Origin of the sequence: Cupriavidus sp. UYPR2.512, from assembly GCF_000379565.1 — a bacterium.
GTDB lineage: Bacteria > Pseudomonadota > Gammaproteobacteria > Burkholderiales > Burkholderiaceae > Cupriavidus.
On record NZ_KB903098.1, the window covers coordinates 13,936 to 34,615 of the forward strand.

Genomic DNA, 20,680 nt, shown 5'->3' on the forward strand with positions numbered 1-20,680 from the left:
AGTTGTGGAAAGCGGTGCCTGGCGGCGCGCATCATGCGCCGCAGGTCCTGCGGCAGGCTTTTGCACAAAATTTAATCAGCTATATTTTTGCCATTACGAATCAATGTGTTAGCACGCTTGTCAGGCAGCTTTCCACAATCGGTCCACAACACTGTCCCGCTTTGCTGTGGAAATGGACCAGTGCCGGCGATGCGTGGCCGAGACAGCGTGGGGTGCCGTCTTGCCGTGGGACAGGGCGCAGGTTAGAGTGGCGCCTGATTTTTCAGAGCAATGCCGGAGCGCGCGCCGCCAGCGGCCAGACGCGCATCAAGGCATGCCGTCCAGGTGGTTTGGGGTTTTGTTATTCGGTTGTCGATCCCGGGGGTCCAATTGTTTTCCATCATTCAAGCGGCCGGCTGGCCGATCTGGCCGCTGTTGCTCGCCTCGGTCATCGCGTTGGCGCTGATCGTCGAACGTTTTCTTACCCTCAAGCGCAGCAAGGTCCTGCCCGCCAGGCTCTATGAAGAGGCGCTGGCGGCCGCGCAGCAACGCCGCGCCACGCCGGAAGTGGTCAACACGCTTGAGCAGAACTCGCCGCTGGGCCGGGTGCTGGCCGCCGGGCTGCGCCACGTGGTGCTGCAGCCGCACACCTCGCGCGATGCCGCCAAGGACGTGGTGGAGGAAGCCGGCCGCGTGGTTGCGCATGAGCTGGAGCGCTACCTGAACGCGCTCGGCACGATTGCCTCGGTGGCGCCGCTGATGGGCCTGCTGGGCACGGTGATCGGCATGATCGAGATCTTCGGCAACCAGGGCGGCACCGGCGCCAACCCTGAACAGCTGGCGCACGGCATCTCGGTGGCGCTGTACAACACCGCCTTCGGGCTGATCGTGGCAATCCCGGCGCTGATCTTCTGGCGCTACTTCCGCCGCCGCGTGGACGACTACGTGGCTGAACTGGAATTCCGCGCCACGTCGTTCCTCGACGCGATCCTGCCGCAGCGCCGCGCCTGATCGCCGAACGGACCCGAACCCCATGCACTTCCGTTCCCGCCAGCGGCGCGAAGAGCCGGAGATCAACCTGATCCCGCTGATCGACGTGCTGCTCGTGATCCTGATCTTCCTCATGATCACGACCACCTACTCGCGCTTTACCGAGCTGCAGATCCAGCTGCCCACCGCCGACGCCGAGCGCGCCCAGCAGCGGCCGCAGGAGATCGTGGTGTCGGTGTCATCGCGCGGGGTCTACTCCGTCAACAAGAAGGTGATGGAGCAAAAGGACGTCACCAGCCTGGCCGACCAGCTGCGCGCCGCCTCGGGCACCAGTGCCGGCGGACAGCCGCCGGTGGTGATCGTCAATGCCGACGCGCAGGCCAGCCACCAGGCCGTGATCAACGTGATGGAGGCCGCGCGGCTGGCCGGACTGTCGCGCCTGACCTTCGCCACGCAGAGCGCGCAGCCGCGCTGACCCCGGGCGCCCTGGCGCATGCGGCCGGCGGGCTTGCCGCATGCGCTGTGCAATGCCCATAATGGTTGAGCCGCCCGCGCCCCCAGGGGGCGAAGCCGCGGGCGCACTACAATCCCATCCCGACCACCGACTCCACCGCCCGCCGCGCCCATGCCCGTTCCCCGACATGCCCTTGCCGACTTCGTGACCGCCCAGTGGCAACGCCGCGGCTGGTTCGCGTGGGTGATGCTGCCGTTCTCGCTGCTGTTCGGGCTGATCGCGCGGGTGCGCCGCCATGGCTACCAGCGTGGCTGGTTCAAGTCGACGCGCCTGCCGATGCCGGTGGTGGTGGTCGGCAACGTGACCGTGGGCGGCACCGGCAAGACGCCGGCGGTGATCGCGCTGGCCCAGGCGCTGACCGAGGCGGGGCTGCGCCCCGGCGTGGTGTCGCGCGGCTACGGTGTGGAACTCAAGCACCCGCGCCGCGTGAAGCCGACATCGATGGCGTCCGACGTCGGGGACGAGCCGCTTCTGATCGCGCGCGCCACCGACGTGCCGGTCTGGGTCTTCCCCGACCGGGCGCTGTGCGCGCAAACCATGCTGGTATCGCACCCGGGCGTCAATGTGCTGCTGCTCGATGACGGCCTGCAGCACTACAAGCTGCAGCGCGACTTCGAGATCGTGATGTTCGACTCGCGCATGGGCGGCAACGGCCTGCTGCTGCCGGCCGGCCCGCTGCGCGAGCCGCTTTCGCGCCCGCGCGACGCGACGCTGATCAACGACCCCACCTTCCGCGCCACGCCCGACCGCCCCGGCGTGTACGGCATGCGGCTGGAGCTGGACGACGCCTGGCAGCTGGCCGATCCGGCCATGGCCCGGCCGGTCAGCGCCTTTGCCGGCCGGCGCGTGCTGGCCGCGGCCGGCATCGGCAACCCCGAACGCTTCTTCGCCAGCCTGCGCGGCGCGGGCCTGACCCCGAAGACACTGCCGCTGCCGGACCACTATGACTTTGTCGCCGACCCGTTCGCCGACCATCCCGACGCGCTCGACGCCGACGTGATCCTGATCACCGAGAAGGATGCCGTAAAATGCGAGCGCTTCGACGACCCGCGCATCTGGGTCGTCCCCACCAGGCCCGTGATCGATGCCGGCCTGATCGAAAAAATCCGCCGCGCCGTGCTGGCGCAAATCCAACCCGCGCCGACCGCGCCGGCAACCACGCCCGGCGCCGCAGGGCGCAATGAGGAACACCGAGATGGACAACCGGCTGCTTGAAATCCTGGTCTGCCCGCTGTGCAAGGGCAAGCTGGAATACGACCGCGCCGCGCAGGAGCTGATCTGCCACGCCGACAAGCTGGCGTACCCGATCCGCGACGGCATCCCCGTGATGCTGGCCGACGAGGCCCGCCAGTCGGTGCCGGGCCGCGTGGTCAATCCGGACGCCCCTGCCGCGGGCAACTGAGCGCGCGCCATGACCGTCCCCGCGTTCACCGTCGTCATTCCCGCGCGGCTCGCTTCGACGCGCCTGCCTGACAAGCCCCTGGCCGATATCGGCGGGCGCCCGATGATCGTGCGCGTGGCCGAACGCGCGCATGCGTCGTCGGCGCAGCGCACCGTGGTCGCCACCGATGCGCCCGCGGTGGCGCAGGCCTGCGCCGCGCACGGCATCGAAGCCGTGCTGACCCGCGCCGACCACCCTTCCGGCACCGACCGCCTGTCTGAAGTGGCCGCCCAGCTGGGCCTGGCCGACGACGCCATCGTGGTCAATGTGCAGGGCGACGAGCCACTGATCGAACCGTCGCTGATCGACGAGGTGGCGCTGCACCTGGCGCACCACGCCGACTGCGCCATTGCCACCGCGGCGCATCCGCTGCAGGACATTGCCGAAGTCTTCAACCCCAATGTCGTCAAGGTGGTGTGCGACGCCGCCGGCCGCGCACTGTATTTCTCGCGCGCGCCGATCCCGTGGGCGCGCGATGCCTGGTCGGGCGTGCCGGCAGTGCCCGCGGCGCTGGCACAGGTGCCGCTGCCCGGCATGCCGGTGCTGCGCCATATCGGTCTGTACGCTTATCGGGCGGGCTTCCTGCGCCGCTTCCCGACGCTGGCGGCGGCGCCGCTGGAGCAGACCGAGGCGCTGGAGCAACTGCGCGCCATGTGGCATGGCGAGCGCATTGCGGTGCTGCAAACCGGCGCCGCGCCGGCCCCCGGCGTCGACACCCAGGCCGACCTGGAACGGGTGCGCGCACTGTGGGCTCAGTCGATGGCCCAGGAAGGGCCCTGATCAAACCGCCGGAAAGTGACCCGCGCCGGCGCCTGCCCGCTCAGGTTCATACTGCTGCAACCTGAACCGGGGGGCGGATTTCGGGCCGATTTGGCGCCGCCTCATGGCATAATGCTTGCCGATACAGAGCCGCCCGGCCGGCATGCGCAAGCGTGCCGCCGGCCAAGGCTCGGTGGGGAGATAAAGATAGAGCCCGTCCGGCCGCGCCGCCATCCCCCTGGCAGCCGCCGCCGGCCGCATGCGATGGGTGCGCATGAGCAGTGCCCGCGCTGAACGCAGTCTGACCGCACCAGGACGGCAGTAAGTCCTGCGTCAAGTTACGGCGTTACCCTCCTTCTGATCTCCCGCCACACCAGATTAAAAACACTGAGGACCCGTAAATGCGTTTGATCCTGTTGGGCGCGCCTGGCGCCGGCAAAGGCACGCAAGCCAAGTTCATCTGCGAGAAGTTTGGCATTCCGCAAATCTCCACGGGCGACATGCTGCGCGCCGCGGTGAAGGCCGGCACCCCGCTGGGCGTGGAAGCCAAAAAGGTCATGGACGCGGGCGGACTGGTGTCGGACGACATCATCATCGGCCTGGTGAAGGACCGCCTGAAGGAAGACGACTGCCAGAACGGCTACCTGTTCGACGGCTTCCCGCGCACCATTCCGCAGGCCGAGGCGATGAAGGAAGCGGGCGTGGCGATCGACTACGTGCTGGAAATCGACGTGCCGTTCGATGCCATCATCGAGCGCATGAGCGGCCGCCGCGTGCACGTAGCCTCGGGGCGCACCTACCACGTCAAGTACAACCCGCCCAAGACCGAGGGCGTGGACGACGAGACCGGCGAGGCGCTGATCCAGCGTGACGATGACAAGGAAGAGACGGTCAAGAAGCGTCTTGATGTCTATTCGCAGCAGACGCGTCCGCTGGTTGATTACTACTCGGACTGGGCCGCCAAGGGCGATGCTTCCGCCAAGGTGGCGCCGCCGAAGTACCGGAAGATCCTGGGCGTGGGTAATGTCGATGAGATTACTGCGCGGGTATTTGAGGCGTTGAAGTAATTTTTTTTCCGTCCTGCTCTGCCTGGTGTTGTGAAAGCGGCCTTTAGGCCGCTTTTGTTTTGTGCGATTGGATTGGGTCGCTGTTGGCAGGGGCTTTTTGGCTTGGTGCCATTGCGGTCGCTTGTCGCCTTGGCTAGCGTGGGCTGTTTCGCCGGCGTAGCCGGCGAAACAGCCCACGCCCGCCAAGAGCCACAAACCCCCCGCATAGCGACAAACCAAACCCACCCCTTGCACATCCCCCACCAGCCCGTAAAATACCGCCAACCAATTGACGTTTACGTAAACGGCAACAAAAAAACCCCAACCCAAAGGAGACCAGCCCAAATGCAAATCCAAGGCAACGTATTCATCGTCACCGGCGGCGCCTCGGGCCTGGGTGCAGGCACCGCCCGCATGCTGGCCGAAGCCGGCGCCAAGGTCGTGATCGCGGACCTGAATGAGTCCATCGGCCAGGCGCTGGCAACTGAACTGGGCGCCCAGTTCGTCCGCTGCGACGTCACCTCCGAGGCTGACGGCCAGGCCGTGGTGGCCGCCGCCCAGGCGCTGGGCCGGCTGTCGGGCATCGTCAATTGCGCCGGCATCGCCACCGCCAACAAGACTGTCGGCAAGAACGGCCCGCATCCGCTCGACGCCTTCGACAAGACCATCCGCATCAACCTGGTCGGCACCTTCAACATGATCCGCCTGGCCGCCGCGGCCATGGTGCAAAACACCCCCGACAGCGAAGGCGAGCGCGGCGTGATCATCAATACTGCGTCGGTGGCGGCCTATGACGGCCAGATCGGGCAGGCCGCCTATGCCGCGTCCAAGGGCGGCGTGGTGGCGATGACACTGGCAATCGCGCGCGACCTGTCGCGCGACGGCGTGCGCTGCATGACCATCGCCCCGGGCATCTTCGAAACGCCGATGCTGCTGGGCATGCCGCAGGAGGTGCAGGACGCGCTCGGCAAGATGGTGCCGTTCCCGCCGCGGATGGGGCGTCCGGCTGAATACGCCAAGCTGGCGCGCTCGATCATCGAGAACACCATGCTCAACGGCGAGGTGATCCGCCTGGACGGCGCGATCCGGATGCAGCCCAAGTAAGGCCCTGGCGCTGCCCGCTCAGCCGGGCAGCAGCATCACCAGCATCAGCCCCGGCGCCGCCGCAGGCACCAGCGTCAGCTGCTCGAACTGCAGCGCGCCCTGCTGCGGATGGCGAAAGCCGCGGCGGCCGCCCTCGCGGTCTTCCACGTCCTGCGACAGCCAGGCATTGCGGAAGGCCTCGCTCTCTGCCATCAGTCCCTCAATCAACGCACGCGTCGGCGCCTCGTCCGCATGGCGGATGCTGTGCGCGCGGAATTCCGCCACCAGCCGTGCCGCGCGGTGCGGCCAGTCTTCCACCAGCGCCATCAGCCCCGGCGACAGGAACATCGCGCGCAGCAGGTTGCGCTCGGTGCTGGCGGCATCGAGCCAGCCGATAAACAGGTCCGCGGCGGCGTCGTTCCAGGCCAGCGCGGTCCATTGCCGGTCGAGCAGGTACGCCGGCCCCCCGATGGCATGCACGCTGGCCAGCACCACCGGCGGCACGGTTTCGTCCGGGGCCTGCTGCGGGTCACGGCGGCTCGCCAGTTCGAACAGGTAGGCGCGCTCGGCGCGCGACAGCCGCAGCGCCGCAGCCAGGCTGGCCAGCGCGCGTGCCGACAGCGATACCGGCCGCCCCTGCTCCAGCCACGTCACCCAGGTCGCGCTCAAGCCCGCCAGTTGCGCAACTTCCTCGCGGCGCAGGCCGGGGGTGCGGCGGCGCCGGCCCGGTGCGAGCCCGACATCGGCCGGCGCCAGCCGTTCGCGGTGCGCGCGCAGGAAAGCGCCCAGCACGGATTCGCGCGACGATGGCGATGCAGACGGGGGAACAGACGGATTGGCAGACAAGGGCATGACAAGCTGGTGTCGCTTATACCAGGATAAATCGGTAACTTGTACCGGGAGAACTGCCCGCCTACAGTATGCCGAACCCGCCCGGCGGGCAAGTCCCCTCCCCCAAACAAGAAGGCCGCCCGCCGACCTGGGCGTGGCCCAAGGAGCCCAGCACCATGCAACAGCAGGAACTCGTCGCCGCCCAGTTCGGCGCCACCGCCAGCGCCTACCTCACCAGCACCGTCCACGCCAGCGGCGCAGACCTGCAGCGACTGAAAGACGAACTGGCCGCGCTGATCCCCGCAGCCAACCGCCCGCGCAGCCGCGTTCTGGACCTGGGCTGCGGCGCCGGCCATGCCAGCTTTGCCGCGGCAGCGGTCGCGGGCGAAGTGACGGCTTATGACCTGTCGGCGGACATGCTGGCCGTGGTCGAGGCCGCGGCGCGCGAGCGCGGGCTGGCAAATATCCGCACGCGCCAGGGCGCAGCCGAGCAACTGCCGTTCGACGATGCCAGCTTCTGCGCGGTGGTCTCGCGCATGAGCGCGCACCACTGGCGCGACGTGCCGGCGGCGCTGGCCGAGATCCGCCGGGTGCTCAGGCCGGGCGGCAAGGTCGTGCTGATCGATATTGCCGGCGCACCGGACCCGCTGCGCGATACCTGGCTGCAAGCGGTGGAACTGCTGCGTGACCCCTCCCACGTGCGCGACTACACACCCGCGGGCTGGCGTGCAATGTTCGAGGCGGCGGGCTTTGACGCCGATGTCATTGCGGTGTCGGAGATCTGGCGCATCGGCATCGAGTTCGACAGCTGGGTCAAGCGCATGCGCACGGCGCCGGTGGCGGTGGCGGCCATCCACCACTTGTGGCAGGTGGCGCCCGCCGAAGTGCGCGAGCACTATCGCGTGCAGGCCGACGGCAGCTTTGAACTGGAAGCGGTGATGGTCACCGCGCGTTGATGCAGGGTGGCCCGATCAGGCCGCGGCGCTCATCGCGGGCGCCTCGGCGCGCACGGTCAAGCGGCGCACCAGGTCCCACACCGCCGCCGCGGCCGGCGACAGTGAACGGTCCTCGCGCCGGACCATGACGATGCTGCGCTCCTCGCGCGGCACCAGCGGGCGCCACACCAGCGGCGACGCCGCCGGCAGCGGCAGCGAGAACGACGGCAGCACCGAGGCGCCGATGCCGGCCTCGACCATGCCGAACACGCTGGCCGAGTGGCCCAGCTCCTGCACCACCAGGGGCACCACGCCATGCCGGCCGAACACGCGGTCGATCAGCGGCCGGCTGCCGGAGGCAAAATCCAGCAGCACCAGCTGCATTCCATGCAGCGCCGACCACGGCACCGATGCCGACTGCGCCAGCGGATGGTCGCGCCGGCAGACAAAGCAGAACGGGTCGGTCGCCACCGGCTCCACCACCAGCCCGTCGCGCACCAGCGGATCGATCAGCACGCCAAAGTCCACGGCGCCGGCACGCACCTGCTCCAGGCCGTCGGCCTGCACGTTGTCACGCACCGCCAGGCGGATCTCAGGGTATTGGGCGGCGCAGGCGGCCACGTACAGCGGCATCAGCCGGGCCGAGATCGTCGGCGCACCGGCTATCACTACGCGACCGCGATAGCGTTCGCCGAGCTGGCGCGTCTCTTCCAGCGTGTCGTCGAGCTGCCCGAGCAGCCGCTCCAGCGCTGGCGCCAGCGCGTGGCCGGCCTCAGTCAGCACCACCTCGCGCGTGGTGCGGTCCAGCAGGCGCACGCCAAGTGCCTCTTCCAGCTCAGCCACGCCGCGGCTGACCGCAGGCTGGGACAGGCCGACCACATCGGCGGCCCGGCTGAAGCCGCCGGTATTGGCCACGGCCAGGAACACGCGCAACTGGCGCACTGTGTAATTCATGCAACGACCGGATAAATAGATTCTATAAATGAATTTGCATTCTAGACTTGGCTGGCGTCCAATACTAGGCAAAACCCTAACATCGCAGGATCCACCCGCAGTCATGTCTCGTATTGTCCGCAAGCTCAAGAAACTTTATGACCTGATCGACGGCTTCGTTCTCGTCATGTTGACGGCCATCGCCATTGCGCTGGCCGCCCCTGGAATCGGCACCGGCGACGGCCCGCTGCACCTGGGCGTGGTGACCAGCCTGGGCGTGGCGCTGGTGTTCTTCCTGCACGGCGCGGCGCTCTCGCGCGACAAGCTGGTGTCGGGCGCCAAGCACTGGCGCCTGCATGTCTTCGTGCAGACCTTCACCTACGTGGTGTTCCCGCTGGTGGGCGCGCTGCTGATGCTGTCGCTGCGCAATACGCTGCCGCCGGACCTGCTGCTGGGCGTGTTCTTCCTGTGCGCGCTGCCGTCGACGGTATCGTCGTCGGTGGCCATGACCTCGATGGCGCGCGGCAATGTGTCCGGTGCGATCTTCAACGCCACCATCTCGGGCCTGATCGGCATGCTGGTCACGCCGCTGCTCATGGGGCTGGTGATCAGCGCCAGCGGCGCCTCGATGCCGCTGGGCAAGGCGCTCACCGGCGTGGCGCTGCAACTGCTGCTGCCGTTCGCGCTGGGGCAGCTGCTGCGTCCCCTGATCGGCAACTGGCTGGCAAAGAAGAAGCACATCACCAACAAGGTCGACCGTGGCGTGATCGTGCTGATCGTCTATTCCTCATTCTGCGACGCCACTGCCCGGGGCCTGTGGCACCAGTACCAGTGGCAGACCATCGGCGCAGTGATGCTGATCGCCGCGGTGCTGCTGTTCGTGGTGCTGGGCTTTACCACGCTGACCGCACGCCGCCTTGGCTTTTCTGTCGAGGACGAGATCACCGCCGTGTTCTGCGGCTCGAAAAAGAGCCTGGCCAATGGCATCCCGATGGCCAAGATCCTGTTTGCCGGCCATCCGGCACTGGGCCTGCTGGTGCTGCCACTGATGGTCTATCACCAGCTGCAGCTGATCGTTTGCTCGGTGATTGCATCGCGCTATGCCAACCGCGATGCCTTGCTGGAAGACCAGGCCGCGGCGCGGGCCTGAGGCACGCAGCCATGAAAAAAACCGGGGCATGCCCCGGTTTTTTTGTACCCGCCAGATTCACACTGACGGATTCTTCGACAGCGGCGGATTGCGCGCGAAGTACGACCGGATCCCCTTCAGGATCGCATTGGCCAGCTGCTCCTGGTGCGCGTTGTCGTTGAGCTTGCGCTCTTCTTCCGGATTGCTGATGAAGGCCGTCTCGATCAGGATCGAAGGAATATCCGGGGCCTTCAGCACCGCAAACCCGGCCTGCTCCACGCTGCCCTTGTGCAGCTTGTTGATGCCGCCGATCTCGCCCAGCACGGCCTTGCCGACCTGCAGGCTGTCGTTGATCTGCGCGGTGGTGGACAGGTCCAGCAGCACGCGCGCCACCTGCGCATCCTTGTTGCCCATATTGGCGCCGCCGATCAGGTCTGCGGCGTTTTCCTTGTTGGCCAGCCAGCGCGCCGCGGTACTGGACGCGCCGCGCTCGGACAGCGCGAACACCGACGCCCCGCGCGCCTCGGGCGACAGGAAGGCATCGGCGTGAATCGATACGAACAGGTCGGCCTGCACCCGGCGCGCTTTCTGCACGCGCACGTTCAGCGGCACGAAGAAGTCGGCGTCGCGCGTCATCATTGCGCGCATATTAGGTTGGGCATCGATCTTGGCGCGCAGGCGGTGCGCGATCTGCAGCACCACATCTTTCTCGCGCGAACCCGCGGCGCCGGTCGCGCCCGGGTCTTCGCCGCCGTGGCCGGGATCAATCGCCACGGTCAGCAAGCGGCGCATCTTGAAGGGCCGTTCGGCGGTGGGATTGTCGCGTGCGACCGGCGGCACCACCGGGGCATTGGGGGTCGGCACCGGCGGTGCGGACGGCCGGGGCCGGGCCGAGGCCACCGGCGGCGGCGGCGCGGTGGTGGGCGGCACCTCGCCCTTCTCGTCAAAGCGGCGCACCAGCGCGCCGATCGCGTCTTCCTCAGCACCAGCCGGCGCGCCGGCGATGCCGTCGTTGCCCGGCGCCGGGTCCGAGGTGGCGAAGCGGCGCTGCTTTTCCTCGGTGTCGCGCACCAGCTTCCATAGCGGATCGGGCGGATTGACCGGGTACAGGTCGAACACCAGGCGGTTGCGGTAGCTGCCAATGGGCGCCAGCGTGAACACCTGCGGCGCCACGTTTTCCTTCAGGTCGAACACCATGCGGACCACGCGCGGGCGGTTCTGGCCGACGCGCACGGTCTGGATATACGGGTCGTTCGGGGTGATCTTGGCCACCAGTTCGCGCAGCGTGGGCGACAGGTCCAGGCCGTCGATGTCCACCACCAGCCGGTCGGGGTCGCGGATCATCTGGTGCACGGCGGCCAGCGGGGAATCGGATTCGATGGTGACGCGGGTGTAGTCCTCGGCCGGCCACACGCGCACCGCGACGATGCCGGCGCCAAATGCGATCTGCGGGCCGGCCAGTGTCAGCACAGCCGTGCCCGCGCCCAGCTTCAGTGCCTGCGCCATCCATTTGCGGCGCGCCTGCAGCAGGCCGTCGGGTCCATCGGGGCGGTCGGTGGCAAGTCGCTTGATCAGCATGCGTTCAGCAGGGTAAGTCCAGTGTGAGTATAGGCGCGCATGGTCGCGATCCGCCGCTCGCCGGCGTCATCTGCCCCGGCCATGTCCGATTGGAGCAACACATGGAGATCCGGTTCCCCGAGCATGCGGCCGGCCTTTTCCGGCCATTCGACCAGGTTGAAGGCCGGTTCGGCGAAGCAGTCGCGAAAACCCGCGTCGATCCACTCTTCGGGATCGGCAAAGCGGTACAGGTCGAAGTGGTAGACGGCCAGCGGCGAGCCGTCGGCGCGGGCCACCTCGTAGGGCTCGCACAGCGTATAGGTGGGGCTGCGGACCTTGCCCGCATGGCCCAGCGCGCGCAGGATCGCGCGCGACAGCGTGGTCTTGCCGGCACCCAGGTCGCCGGACATCTGCACATGCACCGTACGCGGCGGCATGGCCTGCACGGCGGCGGCCAGCGCGGCGCCCAGGCGCGCGGTGGCGGCTTCATCAGGCAGCGTCAGGGTGCGTTCTTCAAGCAAGGGCATTGCGTACAATTCAGGGATGATCGACCGAGTCGCCCCAGGGCAGGCAGATGCGCCACCTAACCCCGTTCCCGGCACCGCCAGCCACCTGGCCGCGGGCCCCGGGGAACTTGCGGCACTGGCCGCGTCGATCCGCGCATGGGGCGCGGAACTCGGCTTTGCCTCCGTGCGCATTGCCGATGTCGACCTCAGTCATGCCGAGCCGGGGCTGATGGCGTGGCTGGCGCAGGGCTACCACGGCGACATGGATTATATGGCGAACCACGGCCTGCGGCGCGCCCGCCCGGCCGAACTGGTGCCCGGCACCGTGCGCGCGGTCGTGGCGCGGATGCCGTACATTGCGGCTGCCGGCGCCCAGGCCGGCGCCACCGACTGGCGCCGCCACGAACTGGCGCGGCTGGACGATCCGGCCACCGCAGTGGTGTCGCTGTATGCGCGCGGCCGCGATTATCACAAGGTGCTGCGCAGCCGTCTGCAGCAACTGGCCAGCCGGATCGAGGCCGAAATCGGAAAATTCGGCTACCGCGTCTTTACCGATTCCGCACCCGTCATGGAAGTGGCGCTGGCCAGCCAGGGCGGACTCGGCTGGCGCGGCAAGCATACGCTGCTGCTGGACCGCGACGGCGGCTCGATGTTCTTCCTGGGCGAGATCCTGGTCGACCTCCCGCTGCCGGCGGACCCGCCCGAGTCCGGCCACTGCGGCAACTGCCACCGCTGCCTGGACATCTGCCCCACGCGTGCCATCGTGGCGCCGTACCGGCTGGATGCGCGCCGCTGCATCTCCTACCTGACCATCGAGCACAAGGGCCCGATCCCGGTGGAATTCCGCGCGCCCATGGGCAACCGCGTCTACGGCTGCGACGACTGCCAGCTGGCCTGCCCGTGGAACAAGTTCGCGCATGTGGCCATGGTGCCGGACTTCGACGTGCGCAACGGGCTTGACGCGCCCGACATGGTGGCGCTGTTCCAGTGGACCGAAGCGGAATTCAACCAGCGGCTCGAAGGCAGCCCGATCCGCCGCATCGGCCATGAGCGCTGGCTGCGCAACCTGGCGGTGGGGCTGGGCAACAGCCTGCGCGCGGCGCTGTCGGGCACGCGCGCCGAAGACGCGGCCCTGGCCGCGCGCATCCGCGCAGCGCTGCAGCAGCGGCGCGAGGCCGCCACGCCGCTGGTGCGCGAGCATATCGACTGGGCCCTGGCCCAGGGTGGCCCGCCGCCGGACGCTAGCTGACCAGCGCCAGCCACAGCGGCGTGGTCACGATCGCCGCCACCGTCATCAGCGAAATCGTCGCCGCCACCATCGGCCCGTTGCCGCCCATGCGCACCGCCAGGATATAGGCACTGGAGGCCGTGGGCAGCGAGGCATACAGCACCACGATCTGGTACTGCAGCGCGGTCAGCGGCAGGTGCCGTCCCACCAGCCAGGCCACGCACGGCATCGCCAGCAGCTTGACGCCGGTCCACCAGGCCACCGGGCCGGCGGTACCGGTGGCGCCGCTCATCTGCAGCCCGGCACCCACCGTCATCAGCCCGAGCGCGGTCGAGGCCGAGCCCAGCCGGTTCAGCGTCATCCCAAGAACTTCGGGCGCATGCAGCCCCAGCAGGTTGGTCAGCAGGCCGCCGGCGGTGGCCAGGATCAGCGGATTGCGCGCCAGCTCCTTCCACAGCGCGGTCTGGCCGTGCCGCGCCAGCGCCCACACCGCCGCCACGTTGCACAGCGGCACCGTGCAGCCGACGATCACCGCCATCAGGGCCAGCCCCTCGGAGCCGCCAAGGCGCGAGGCCAGCGCCAGCCCGATATAGGAATTGAAGCGGAACGCGGTCTGCAGGCCCGAGGCAAAGCTCAGCGCGTCCGGCCGCAACACCCATTTGACGGCGTAGCCGCCGACCATGCCTGTGGCCATCACCAGCAGCGCCAACCCCAGCATGGCCGAGGTCGACGAGAAATCCAGCACCGCGGTATTGGTCGACTGCAGCAGCAGCGCCGGGAACAGCACGAAGTAGACCAGGCGTTCCACGCCGCTCCAGAAGGCGCGGTCGAACGGGGAATAGCGCACCAGCAGCCAGCCGATGAGGATCAGGCTGAAGTCCGGGACCAGCAGGAGAGCAGGAGACATTTATCGTTGTTTTGGTGGCGGTGGCATGACGTGCAGTTGCCCTGCCGGCCGTCGCACGCTGCGGCGGTGGGGGACAGATAACGGCAAAAAAACCGGAATGTGCAGACTAGGGCAGATACGGATAGGTATTTTTCCAGATTTAGGCCAGCATGGCATGCCAAGTTGTATGCCTGCCGCCATGTTGTCCCGCACCCGGTCCGCGCCGCCGCGCCCGGACACCCACCTCCGCGCCCCCTTCCGCCCTGGTCTGCACCCGGGCCGCTGCATGCGCCTGGCCGCCGTGCTGGTGGCGCTGTGCGCCGCCACGGCCGCGGGCGCCGTACCCGTGCCGGCGCGCTCGGTGGAGATCGAAGGGATACGTTTTGACGATGCGGCACGCGTGGGCGGCAAGGAACTGCAGCTCAACGGCACCGCCCTGCGCGCGGGCTTCCTGGCCAAGGGCTACGTGGCCGCCCTGTACCTGCAGGAGAAAGCCCGCAACGCGGCCCTGGTGCTGGGCACGCCCGGCGCCAAGCGGCTACAGTTGCGCATGCTGCGCGAGACCGAACCGCCGGCCTTCGTGCGCGCCATCCGCCAGGGCATCCGCAACAACCACAGCGAGCAGCAGATGCAGGAGCTGGCCACGCGGCTGGTACAGTTCGAGCGCACTCTGGGCGAGGTCGGCACCGCGCACAAGGGCGACGTGATCAACCTGGATTTTTCCCCACAGACTGGGACCGTCGTCGCCATCAACGGCACGCCTCGCGGCCGGCCGATCCCCGGCGAAGACTTCTACCAGGCCGTGCTGCGGGTCTTCCTGGGCGAGCGCCCGGTCGACGCCGAGGTCAAGCGCGGGCTGCTGGGCGGCTGACGCAATTACGCTGCCGGCGCACGGCCCCACCTGTGGCACTGCGACGGTTTTTTTGCTTCCGGGCGGCACCCTGCCCGGATTTCCTGACGGGAGACATGATCTCATGCAAGCTGGCAAACTCGCACTGACCCTGGCCCTGGCCGCCGCCGCCACCGCGGCGCAGGCCCAGAGCTACCCCACCAAGCCGATCCGACTGATCATTCCGTTCGCACCCGGCGGCACCACCGACATCGTCGGCCGCGGCGCCGCGGACCAGATGAGCCGCATCCTGGGCCAGCCCGTGGTGGTGGAGAACCGCGCCGGCGGGGGCGGTTCGATCGGTGCTGACGCGATCGCCAAGGCCGCGCCGGACGGCTACACCATCGGCATCTCCACGGTCTCGACCATGGCCGTGAACCCGGCCTGCAACCCCAAGCTGTCGTACGACCCGATCAAGGACTTCAAGCCCATCACCAACCTGGCCAACGTGGCCAACGTGATCGCCGTAAACCCGAACTTCCCGGCCAAGGACTACAAGGAGTTCCTGGCCGTGCTCAAGGCCAACCCGGGCAAGTATTCGTACGCCTCGTCGGGCACCTGCGGCTTCGGCCACATGCTGGGCGAGCAGTTCAAGGTATCGACCAAGACCTTCATGGTCCACATCCCCTACCGCGGCGCGGGCCCGGCGCTGAACGACGTGCTGGCCGGCCAGGTGCCGATCATGGTGGACAACCTGCCCTCTTCGATCCCCTACATCAAGGCCGGCAAGCTGCGCCCGATCGTGGTGGCCTGGAACAAGCGCCTGGAATCCATGCCCAACGTGCCGACCTTCGGCGAAATGGGCCTGAAAGAGCCGAACGACCCGGCCTGGTACGGCCTGGTGGCACCGGCCGGCACGCCTGACGACGTCATCAAGAAGCTCAACGAAGCCGCCGTCAAGGCCCTGCAGGACAAGGACTTCCAGCAGCGCCTGCGCACCGCCGGCGCCGAGCCGTCGGGCAACACGCCGGCGCAGCATGCGGCCGAGATCAAGAAAGAATTCGACAAGATGAAGAATCTTGTGAAGGTGCAGAACATCAAGCTGGAGCAATGATCCGGCCGGTGTGACGCCCCGCGAAGGGCCGCCGCGAGGCGGCCCTTTTTTCTTGCCCGCGCCAAAAAGCACTAAAATCCAGCATTCGCTCCAGCCTGACCGCCATGCCCGCCACCTATGACGCCATCCTCCCCGCCCCCTTTGGCAAGATCGGGGTGCGCACGGACGGCGCGCGCATCCGGGCTCTCGTGTACCTTCCCGGGCACGTCGAGGCACGCGCGCCTGCAGACGCGCTGACGCAGCAACTGGCGGCACAGCTGGAGGCCTACTACGCCAATCCCGACGCCGCCTTCGACCTGCCGCTGGCCCCGGCCGGCAGCGATTTCCAGCAGCGCGTGTGGCAGGCCATCAGCGCGGTGCCGCGCGGCGCGGTGACCACCTATGGCACCATCGCCGAGGCCATCGGGGCAATGCCGCGCGCGGTGGGCCAGGCCTGCGGGCAGAACCCTTTCCCGATCGTGATCCCCTGCCATCGCGTGGTCTCGGCGCGCGGCATCGGCGGCTTCTCGCACCACGCCGAAGACGGCTTCTACCTCGACGTCAAACGCTGGCTGCTGCGCCATGAGGGCGCCATGCTGATATGAGCGGCGCCGCGCAGGCTGCGGCGCCCAGCGACGCCGACGTGGCACTGGTCAGCCGCTTCTGCGACGCGCTGTGGCTGGAAGACGGCCTCTCGCGCAACACCATCGATGCCTACCGGCGCGACCTGACGCTGCTGGCGCGCTGGCTGCAGCATGAGCACCGCGGCGAACTGCCGGGCGCGGACGACAGCGCGCTGTCGGCCTACTTCAACGCGCGCCACACGCAGACCCGCGCCTCGTCGGCCAACCGGCGCCTGGCGGTATTCCGCCGCTTCTACCAGTGGTTGCTGCGCGAACACCTGGTCGAAGCCGACCCCTGCCTGCTGCTGCGCCCCGCCAAGCAGCCGCCGCGCTACCCCAAGACCCTGACCGAGTCCCAGGTCGACGCGCTGCTCGAAGCGCCCGACACCGACACGCCGCTGGGGCTGCGCGACCGCACCATGCTGGAACTGATGTACGCCAGCGGGCTGCGCGTGTCGGAGCTCACGCAGATGAAGACCATCGAGATCAGCCTGAACGAAGGCGTGGCGCGCGTGGTCGGCGGCAAGGGCGACAAGGAGCGGCTGGTGCCGTTCGGCCAGCAGGCCGGCGACTGGCTGCGCCGCTACCTGGCCAGTGCGCGCCCCGCGCTGCTGGCCGGGCGCGCCTGCGACGCGCTGTTTGTCACGCAGCGCGGCGAAGGCATGACGCGGCAGGCGTTCTGGCACCTGATCAAGCGCCATGCGCGCGATGCCGGCGTGCACGCGCCGCTGTCGCCGCACACGCTGCGGCACGCCTTTGCCACGCACCTGCTGAACCACGGCGCCGACCTGCGCGTGGTGCAGCTGCTGCTGGGCCACGCCGATATTTCCACCACCCAGATTTATACGCACGTCGCCCGCGAACGCCTGCGCGAGCTGCACCAGCAGCACCATCCGCGCGGCTGAGCAAGCGGGCGGCGACCATCATGAGCAAGACCAGGCACGTATCAGAAACCCCCGCCACGCAGTACCTGCGCAAGCATGGCGTCGCCTTCGGCGAGCATCCGTATGACTATGTCGAGCACGGCGGCACCGGCGAATCGGCGCGCCAGCTGGGCGTTCCCGAGCACGACGTGATCAAGACCCTGATCATGGAAGACGAGCGCGCGCAGCCGCTGGTGGTGCTGATGCACGGCGACTGCTCGGTCTCGACCAAGAACCTGGCGCGCCAGGCCGGCCGCAAGAGCGTGCAGCCATGCAAGCCCGAGGTGGCGCAGCGCCACAGCGGCTACATGGTGGGCGGCACCTCGCCCTTCGGCACGAAGAAGCGCATGCCGGTCTACGTGGAATCGACCGTGCTGGAGCTGGCGCGCATCTATATCAACGGCGGGCGCCGCGGCTACCTGGTCAGCGTGGACCCGAAGCTGCTGCCCATGCTGGTGGACGCCCAGCCGGTGCAATGCGCACTGCCTGACTGAGCACATGACTGAGCGCCCCCGCACACACCGAGGGAAGCCTCGATGCCAATCCGGGAAGTCACGGACGTAGCGAGGCCCCTGCCGCGCTACAATCGCGCCAGCCTGAAAACACCCCACTGCACATGGCCAATCTGCTTTTCGCCCTTGCCGCCTACCTGATCGGCTCCGTTTCCTTCGCTGTCGTCGTCAGCAAGCTGATGGGGCTGCCGGACCCGCACTCCTATGGCTCCGGCAATCCCGGCGCCACCAACGTGCTGCGCACCGGCAACAAGAAGGCCGCCGTCCTGACGCTGATCGGCGACGCCCTGAAGGGCTGGCTGGCGGTATGGCTGGCCGCGCGCTTCGGCCCGGCCTACGGGCTGAACGAAACCGGCCTGGCCATGGTGGCGCTGGCGGTCTTCCTGGGCCACCTGTTCCCGGTGTACCACCGCTTCGCCGGCGGCAAGGGCGTGGCCACAGCGGCCGGCATCCTGCTGGCCATCGACCCGATCCTGGGCCTGGGCACGCTGGCCACGTGGCTGATCATCGCGTTCTTCTTCCGCTACTCGTCGCTGGCGGCGCTGGTGGCGGCGATCTTCGCGCCGTTCTTCCATGTGCTGATGAACGGCGTGGATGTGATGACGGGGGCGATCTTCGTGATCAGCGTGCTGCTGATTGCGCGGCACCGGCAGAATATTGCCAAACTGCTGGCCGGCAAGGAAAGCCGGATCGGCGAGAAGAAGAAGGTCTGAAAACGGCCTGAGGCAGCCCTGACGCCGGCTCAGGCCTCGGCTGCCCCGAACAGCATCTCGACCCGGAAGCCGCCGCCGTCGGCATTCACCAGGTTCAGCTTCCCACCCGCCTGCCGCACCAGCCGGTCCACGATCGCCAGCCCCAGCCCGGAATGCGCATTGCCGCCCCGGGCCGGGTCCAGCCGCACAAAGGGCAGCGTGGCGCGCTCCTTGTCGCCGTCAGGGATGCCGGCGCCCTGGTCCTCCACCACCAGCAGGAAACCCTCCGGCGTGCGCGCGGTCGCAATGCACACCGGCGGCTTGCCATAGGCGTAGGCGTTGTCGACCAGGTTGCCGACGATGCGGTCCAGCTGCGTGGCGATCATGCGAAAGCCCTCGCCCGCGCCCAGCGACAGCACCACCTGGCGCTCCTGCTCGGCCAGCGACGCGGCCAGTTCATTGACGCGCCGGTCCACCGGCACCGGCCGCGCGGTCGACTCGCTGGTCTGCGCGAAGCTCAGGAACTGCTCGACGATGGCCGACATGGACTCCACGTCGCGCGTCACCCCCGCGGCGGCCTTGGGATCGGCCAGCATCTCGGCGCGCAGGCGCAGCCGCGCCAGCGGTGTCTTCAGGTCATGCGCGATGCCGGCCAGCATGGTGTTGCGCTCCTGGTCGATGCGCGCCAGGTCGGCCACCATGCGGTTGAAACGCTCGATCAGCTGGCGCAGCTCATGCGGGCCGCGCTCGCGCAGCGGCGGCACGGCGTGCTGGCGCGACAGCAGCTCTGCCGCATTGGCCATGTCGCGCACCGGCCGCTGGATCTGCCAGGCGATCAGCACGGCAAAGATGATTGCCACTCCCACCACCAGCATCACGCCAGGCACCAGCCGGTTGTCAGGCGGCGGATTGTGGACCCACAGGATCGGCATGGCGATCCAGCGGGCGCGGCTGGGCAGCTTGATCCAGATGCGCGGCGTGGTCTCGTCCTCCAGCCGGATCTCGGTGCCCTGCGGCAGCCTGCCGATGAACTGCTCGACCAGCCGGCGCGAGCGCCCGCCCTTGGGCACGGCGGCATGCTCTTCGGCGTCGGCCGTGTTGGCCGTCTCCACCAGGCTGGGCAGTTTCGCCGGCGGCCGCGCATCGAGCGCGCGCTCGATGCTGTCGAGCTGGAACAGCATCTGCTCAACGGAATAGTCCACCTGCTGCTGGCGGCGGTCCATGCGCAGGATGGCCAGCCATGAGAAATGGCTGATCACAAGCACGGCGGCAATCAGCAGCGCAATGCGGCCGAACAGGGTGTCGATACGTCGCAACTTCATCGGAAAGCAGAGTCTGGTGGCATGCGGCGCCAGCGGGCTGGCGCCGCGGCCATTATTCGGGGAGCCCCGCGGACATCTCTTCCGCTTCGTCGGGCACGAAGGTGTAGCCGCGCCCGCGCACGGTCTGGATATAGCGCGGGCGCTGCGCGTCTTCATCCAGCAGCCGGCGCAGGCGCCAGATCTGCACGTCGATGCCGCGGTCGCTGATGCCGCTGGCGCTGCCGTACATCAGCTCGACGATGCGCTCGCGCGACAGCACTTCCAGCGGATGCATCAGCAGCAGCTTGAGCAGCGCGAACTCGGTATCGCTGATCGACAGCGTCTGGCCGGCACGGCTCAGCGTGCGCTGGCGGAAATTGACGCGGAACGGGCCGAAGGCGACCGATTCGCGGTCCTCGGGCGCCGCCGCCGGGCGCGCCAGCTTGCGGCGCAGCACGGCATTGATGCGCGCCAGCAGTTCGCGCGGCGAAAACGGCTTGCCAAGGTAGTCGTCGGCGCCGATCTCAAGCCCGACGATGCGGTCGATCTCGTCGCTGCGGGCCGTGAGCAGGATCACCGGGATATCGTCGTTCTTGGCGCGCAGGTTGCGCAGCGCGGTCAGGCCGTCGACCTTGGGCATCATCAGGTCCAGCACGATCAGCGCCGGCCGCTCGCGCTCCAGGCGCGCCTGCAGGCCGTCGCCGTCATGCATCACCGAGACGGCGAAACCCTGCTGGGTCAGGTACTCGCGCAGCAGGTCGCGAAGTTCGGGATCGTCGTCGACGACGAGGATCTGGGTAGGCTGGTTCGTTCGCATAGGCACATGATAGTCAGCCCCGGCGCCACACATGCCGGTTTGGCCGGGCGGTTTTGTTTCCGGAGGTTACACC

At 68.2% G+C, this 20,680-nt stretch carries 23 protein-coding genes; 16 read left to right on the forward strand and 7 right to left on the reverse strand.

Annotated features, from left to right (window positions below):
* Positions 1-369: 369 nt before the first annotated feature.
* The 7 genes from A3A5_RS0122145 to A3A5_RS0122180 all read left to right on the forward strand — a co-directional run bounded on the left by A3A5_RS0122145 (position 370) and on the right by A3A5_RS0122180 (position 5,833).
* Positions 370-990 (forward strand): MotA/TolQ/ExbB proton channel family protein, encoded by a 621-nt coding sequence (locus A3A5_RS0122145; RefSeq protein WP_026201006.1) that lies wholly within the window; start codon positions 370-372, stop codon positions 988-990.
* 22 nt (positions 991-1,012) lie between these two features.
* A complete protein-coding gene (locus A3A5_RS0122150) occupies positions 1,013-1,444 on the forward strand; it encodes a biopolymer transporter ExbD (protein ID WP_018312702.1) in 432 nt (143 codons plus the stop codon).
* Positions 1,445-1,594: 150 nt separating this feature from the next.
* Entirely contained in the window at positions 1,595-2,698 is a 1,104-nt protein-coding gene (gene lpxK / locus A3A5_RS0122155; protein WP_018312703.1) for a tetraacyldisaccharide 4'-kinase, read from the forward strand.
* Positions 2,679-2,885, forward strand: a complete 207-nt coding sequence (locus A3A5_RS0122160; RefSeq protein WP_013955684.1) for a Trm112 family protein — start codon at positions 2,679-2,681, stop codon at positions 2,883-2,885. Before lpxK ends, A3A5_RS0122160 begins: the two co-directional genes overlap by 20 nt.
* A 9-nt stretch (positions 2,886-2,894) precedes the next feature.
* Positions 2,895-3,704 carry a 3-deoxy-manno-octulosonate cytidylyltransferase gene (gene kdsB, locus A3A5_RS0122165; protein ID WP_018312704.1) on the forward strand — a complete coding sequence of 270 codons (810 nt, stop codon included), beginning with the start codon at positions 2,895-2,897 and terminating at the stop codon, positions 3,702-3,704.
* Positions 3,705-4,084: 380 nt separating this feature from the next.
* Positions 4,085-4,750 carry an adenylate kinase gene (gene adk, locus A3A5_RS0122175; protein ID WP_018312706.1) on the forward strand — a complete coding sequence of 222 codons (666 nt, stop codon included), beginning with the start codon at positions 4,085-4,087 and terminating at the stop codon, positions 4,748-4,750.
* 324 nt (positions 4,751-5,074) lie between these two features.
* Positions 5,075-5,833 (forward strand): 3-hydroxyacyl-CoA dehydrogenase, encoded by a 759-nt coding sequence (locus tag A3A5_RS0122180; protein WP_018312707.1) that lies wholly within the window; start codon positions 5,075-5,077, stop codon positions 5,831-5,833.
* 18 nt (positions 5,834-5,851) lie between these two features.
* Here the strand turns inward: A3A5_RS0122180 and A3A5_RS0122185 are convergent, their stop codons facing one another.
* Complete coding sequence (locus tag A3A5_RS0122185) at positions 5,852-6,664, reverse strand: helix-turn-helix domain-containing protein (protein ID WP_026201007.1); 813 nt, start codon at positions 6,662-6,664, stop codon at positions 5,852-5,854.
* A gap of 155 nt (positions 6,665-6,819) precedes the next feature.
* On the opposite strand from A3A5_RS0122185, the gene A3A5_RS0122190 reads away from it, so the two are divergent.
* A complete protein-coding gene (locus A3A5_RS0122190) occupies positions 6,820-7,599 on the forward strand; it encodes a class I SAM-dependent methyltransferase (protein ID WP_018312709.1) in 780 nt (259 codons plus the stop codon).
* 15 nt (positions 7,600-7,614) lie between these two features.
* Here A3A5_RS0122190 and A3A5_RS0122195 read toward each other — a convergent pair whose 3' ends face one another.
* The gene (locus A3A5_RS0122195; RefSeq protein ID WP_018312710.1) at positions 7,615-8,532 is read right to left on the reverse strand and encodes a LysR family transcriptional regulator; all 918 of its coding nucleotides are present in this window, start codon (positions 8,530-8,532) and stop codon (positions 7,615-7,617) included.
* A 103-nt stretch (positions 8,533-8,635) separates the two neighbouring features.
* Between A3A5_RS0122195 and A3A5_RS0122200 the strand changes: the two genes are divergently transcribed.
* Entirely contained in the window at positions 8,636-9,661 is a 1,026-nt protein-coding gene (locus tag A3A5_RS0122200) for a bile acid:sodium symporter family protein (protein WP_018312711.1), read from the forward strand.
* Between the two features lie 57 nt (positions 9,662-9,718).
* Here the strand turns inward: A3A5_RS0122200 and A3A5_RS0122205 are convergent, their stop codons facing one another.
* Both A3A5_RS0122205 and tsaE read right to left on the reverse strand, forming a co-directional pair.
* Positions 9,719-11,218: an N-acetylmuramoyl-L-alanine amidase gene (locus A3A5_RS0122205; protein ID WP_018312712.1), complete on the reverse strand. Its 1,500-nt coding sequence runs from the start codon at positions 11,216-11,218 to the stop codon at positions 9,719-9,721.
* Entirely contained in the window at positions 11,212-11,724 is a 513-nt protein-coding gene (gene tsaE, locus A3A5_RS0122210) for a tRNA (adenosine(37)-N6)-threonylcarbamoyltransferase complex ATPase subunit type 1 TsaE (protein WP_018312713.1), read from the reverse strand. Before tsaE ends, A3A5_RS0122205 begins: the two co-directional genes overlap by 7 nt.
* A 16-nt stretch (positions 11,725-11,740) precedes the next feature.
* On the opposite strand from tsaE, the gene queG reads away from it, so the two are divergent.
* Positions 11,741-12,952 (forward strand): tRNA epoxyqueuosine(34) reductase QueG, encoded by a 1,212-nt coding sequence (queG, locus tag A3A5_RS0122215; RefSeq protein ID WP_018312714.1) that lies wholly within the window; start codon positions 11,741-11,743, stop codon positions 12,950-12,952.
* On the opposite strand, the gene A3A5_RS0122220 is transcribed toward queG, so the two are convergent.
* A complete protein-coding gene (locus A3A5_RS0122220; protein ID WP_018312715.1) occupies positions 12,945-13,838 on the reverse strand; it encodes an AEC family transporter in 894 nt (297 codons plus the stop codon). The genes queG and A3A5_RS0122220 overlap by 8 nt on opposite strands.
* A 265-nt stretch (positions 13,839-14,103) precedes the next feature.
* On the opposite strand from A3A5_RS0122220, the gene A3A5_RS0122225 reads away from it, so the two are divergent.
* The 6 genes from A3A5_RS0122225 to plsY all read left to right on the forward strand — a co-directional run bounded on the left by A3A5_RS0122225 (position 14,104) and on the right by plsY (position 18,510).
* Positions 14,104-14,688 (forward strand): chalcone isomerase family protein, encoded by a 585-nt coding sequence (locus A3A5_RS0122225; protein ID WP_018312716.1) that lies wholly within the window; start codon positions 14,104-14,106, stop codon positions 14,686-14,688.
* Positions 14,689-14,791: 103 nt separating this feature from the next.
* Complete coding sequence (locus A3A5_RS0122230) at positions 14,792-15,760, forward strand: tripartite tricarboxylate transporter substrate binding protein BugE (RefSeq protein ID WP_013955671.1); 969 nt, start codon at positions 14,792-14,794, stop codon at positions 15,758-15,760.
* A 104-nt stretch (positions 15,761-15,864) separates the two neighbouring features.
* Positions 15,865-16,344, forward strand: coding sequence for a methylated-DNA--[protein]-cysteine S-methyltransferase (locus tag A3A5_RS0122235; protein ID WP_018312717.1), 480 nt, complete (start codon positions 15,865-15,867; stop codon positions 16,342-16,344).
* Positions 16,341-17,267, forward strand: coding sequence for a site-specific tyrosine recombinase XerD (gene xerD / locus A3A5_RS0122240; protein ID WP_018312718.1), 927 nt, complete (start codon positions 16,341-16,343; stop codon positions 17,265-17,267). The genes A3A5_RS0122235 and xerD overlap by 4 nt, the downstream gene beginning before the upstream one ends.
* A 20-nt stretch (positions 17,268-17,287) precedes the next feature.
* Positions 17,288-17,779 (forward strand): aminoacyl-tRNA deacylase, encoded by a 492-nt coding sequence (locus A3A5_RS0122245; protein ID WP_018312719.1) that lies wholly within the window; start codon positions 17,288-17,290, stop codon positions 17,777-17,779.
* A gap of 122 nt (positions 17,780-17,901) precedes the next feature.
* Positions 17,902-18,510 (forward strand): glycerol-3-phosphate 1-O-acyltransferase PlsY, encoded by a 609-nt coding sequence (gene plsY / locus A3A5_RS0122250; protein WP_018312720.1) that lies wholly within the window; start codon positions 17,902-17,904, stop codon positions 18,508-18,510.
* A gap of 29 nt (positions 18,511-18,539) precedes the next feature.
* Here plsY and A3A5_RS0122255 read toward each other — a convergent pair whose 3' ends face one another.
* Positions 18,540-19,811, reverse strand: coding sequence for an ATP-binding protein (locus tag A3A5_RS0122255; protein ID WP_018312721.1), 1,272 nt, complete (start codon positions 19,809-19,811; stop codon positions 18,540-18,542).
* 52 nt (positions 19,812-19,863) lie between these two features.
* On the reverse strand, positions 19,864-20,607 hold the full coding sequence (locus A3A5_RS0122260; RefSeq protein WP_010812236.1) for a response regulator: 744 nt from the start codon (positions 20,605-20,607) through the stop codon (positions 19,864-19,866).
* Between the last annotated feature and the right edge of the window lie 73 nt (positions 20,608-20,680).

Coding starts and splice junctions, on each gene's coding strand:
- A3A5_RS0122150 (WP_018312702.1), top strand. CDS start 1,013: ATGCACTTCCGTTCCCGCCAGCGGCGCGAAGAGCCGGAGATCAACCTG.
- lpxK (WP_018312703.1), top strand. CDS start 1,595: ATGCCCGTTCCCCGACATGCCCTTGCCGACTTCGTGACCGCCCAGTGG.
- A3A5_RS0122160 (WP_013955684.1), top strand. CDS start 2,679: ATGGACAACCGGCTGCTTGAAATCCTGGTCTGCCCGCTGTGCAAGGGC.
- kdsB (WP_018312704.1), top strand. CDS start 2,895: ATGACCGTCCCCGCGTTCACCGTCGTCATTCCCGCGCGGCTCGCTTCG.
- adk (WP_018312706.1), top strand. CDS start 4,085: ATGCGTTTGATCCTGTTGGGCGCGCCTGGCGCCGGCAAAGGCACGCAA.
- A3A5_RS0122180 (WP_018312707.1), top strand. CDS start 5,075: ATGCAAATCCAAGGCAACGTATTCATCGTCACCGGCGGCGCCTCGGGC.
- A3A5_RS0122185 (WP_026201007.1), bottom strand. CDS start 6,664: ATGCCCTTGTCTGCCAATCCGTCTGTTCCCCCGTCTGCATCGCCATCG.
- A3A5_RS0122190 (WP_018312709.1), top strand. CDS start 6,820: ATGCAACAGCAGGAACTCGTCGCCGCCCAGTTCGGCGCCACCGCCAGC.
- A3A5_RS0122195 (WP_018312710.1), bottom strand. CDS start 8,532: ATGAATTACACAGTGCGCCAGTTGCGCGTGTTCCTGGCCGTGGCCAAT.
- A3A5_RS0122200 (WP_018312711.1), top strand. CDS start 8,636: ATGTCTCGTATTGTCCGCAAGCTCAAGAAACTTTATGACCTGATCGAC.
- A3A5_RS0122205 (WP_018312712.1), bottom strand. CDS start 11,218: ATGCTGATCAAGCGACTTGCCACCGACCGCCCCGATGGACCCGACGGC.
- tsaE (WP_018312713.1), bottom strand. CDS start 11,724: ATGCCCTTGCTTGAAGAACGCACCCTGACGCTGCCTGATGAAGCCGCC.
- queG (WP_018312714.1), top strand. CDS start 11,741: ATGATCGACCGAGTCGCCCCAGGGCAGGCAGATGCGCCACCTAACCCC.
- A3A5_RS0122220 (WP_018312715.1), bottom strand. CDS start 13,838: ATGTCTCCTGCTCTCCTGCTGGTCCCGGACTTCAGCCTGATCCTCATC.
- A3A5_RS0122225 (WP_018312716.1), top strand. CDS start 14,104: ATGCGCCTGGCCGCCGTGCTGGTGGCGCTGTGCGCCGCCACGGCCGCG.
- A3A5_RS0122230 (WP_013955671.1), top strand. CDS start 14,792: ATGCAAGCTGGCAAACTCGCACTGACCCTGGCCCTGGCCGCCGCCGCC.
- A3A5_RS0122235 (WP_018312717.1), top strand. CDS start 15,865: ATGCCCGCCACCTATGACGCCATCCTCCCCGCCCCCTTTGGCAAGATC.
- xerD (WP_018312718.1), top strand. CDS start 16,341: ATGAGCGGCGCCGCGCAGGCTGCGGCGCCCAGCGACGCCGACGTGGCA.
- A3A5_RS0122245 (WP_018312719.1), top strand. CDS start 17,288: ATGAGCAAGACCAGGCACGTATCAGAAACCCCCGCCACGCAGTACCTG.
- plsY (WP_018312720.1), top strand. CDS start 17,902: ATGGCCAATCTGCTTTTCGCCCTTGCCGCCTACCTGATCGGCTCCGTT.
- A3A5_RS0122255 (WP_018312721.1), bottom strand. CDS start 19,811: ATGAAGTTGCGACGTATCGACACCCTGTTCGGCCGCATTGCGCTGCTG.
- A3A5_RS0122260 (WP_010812236.1), bottom strand. CDS start 20,607: ATGCGAACGAACCAGCCTACCCAGATCCTCGTCGTCGACGACGATCCC.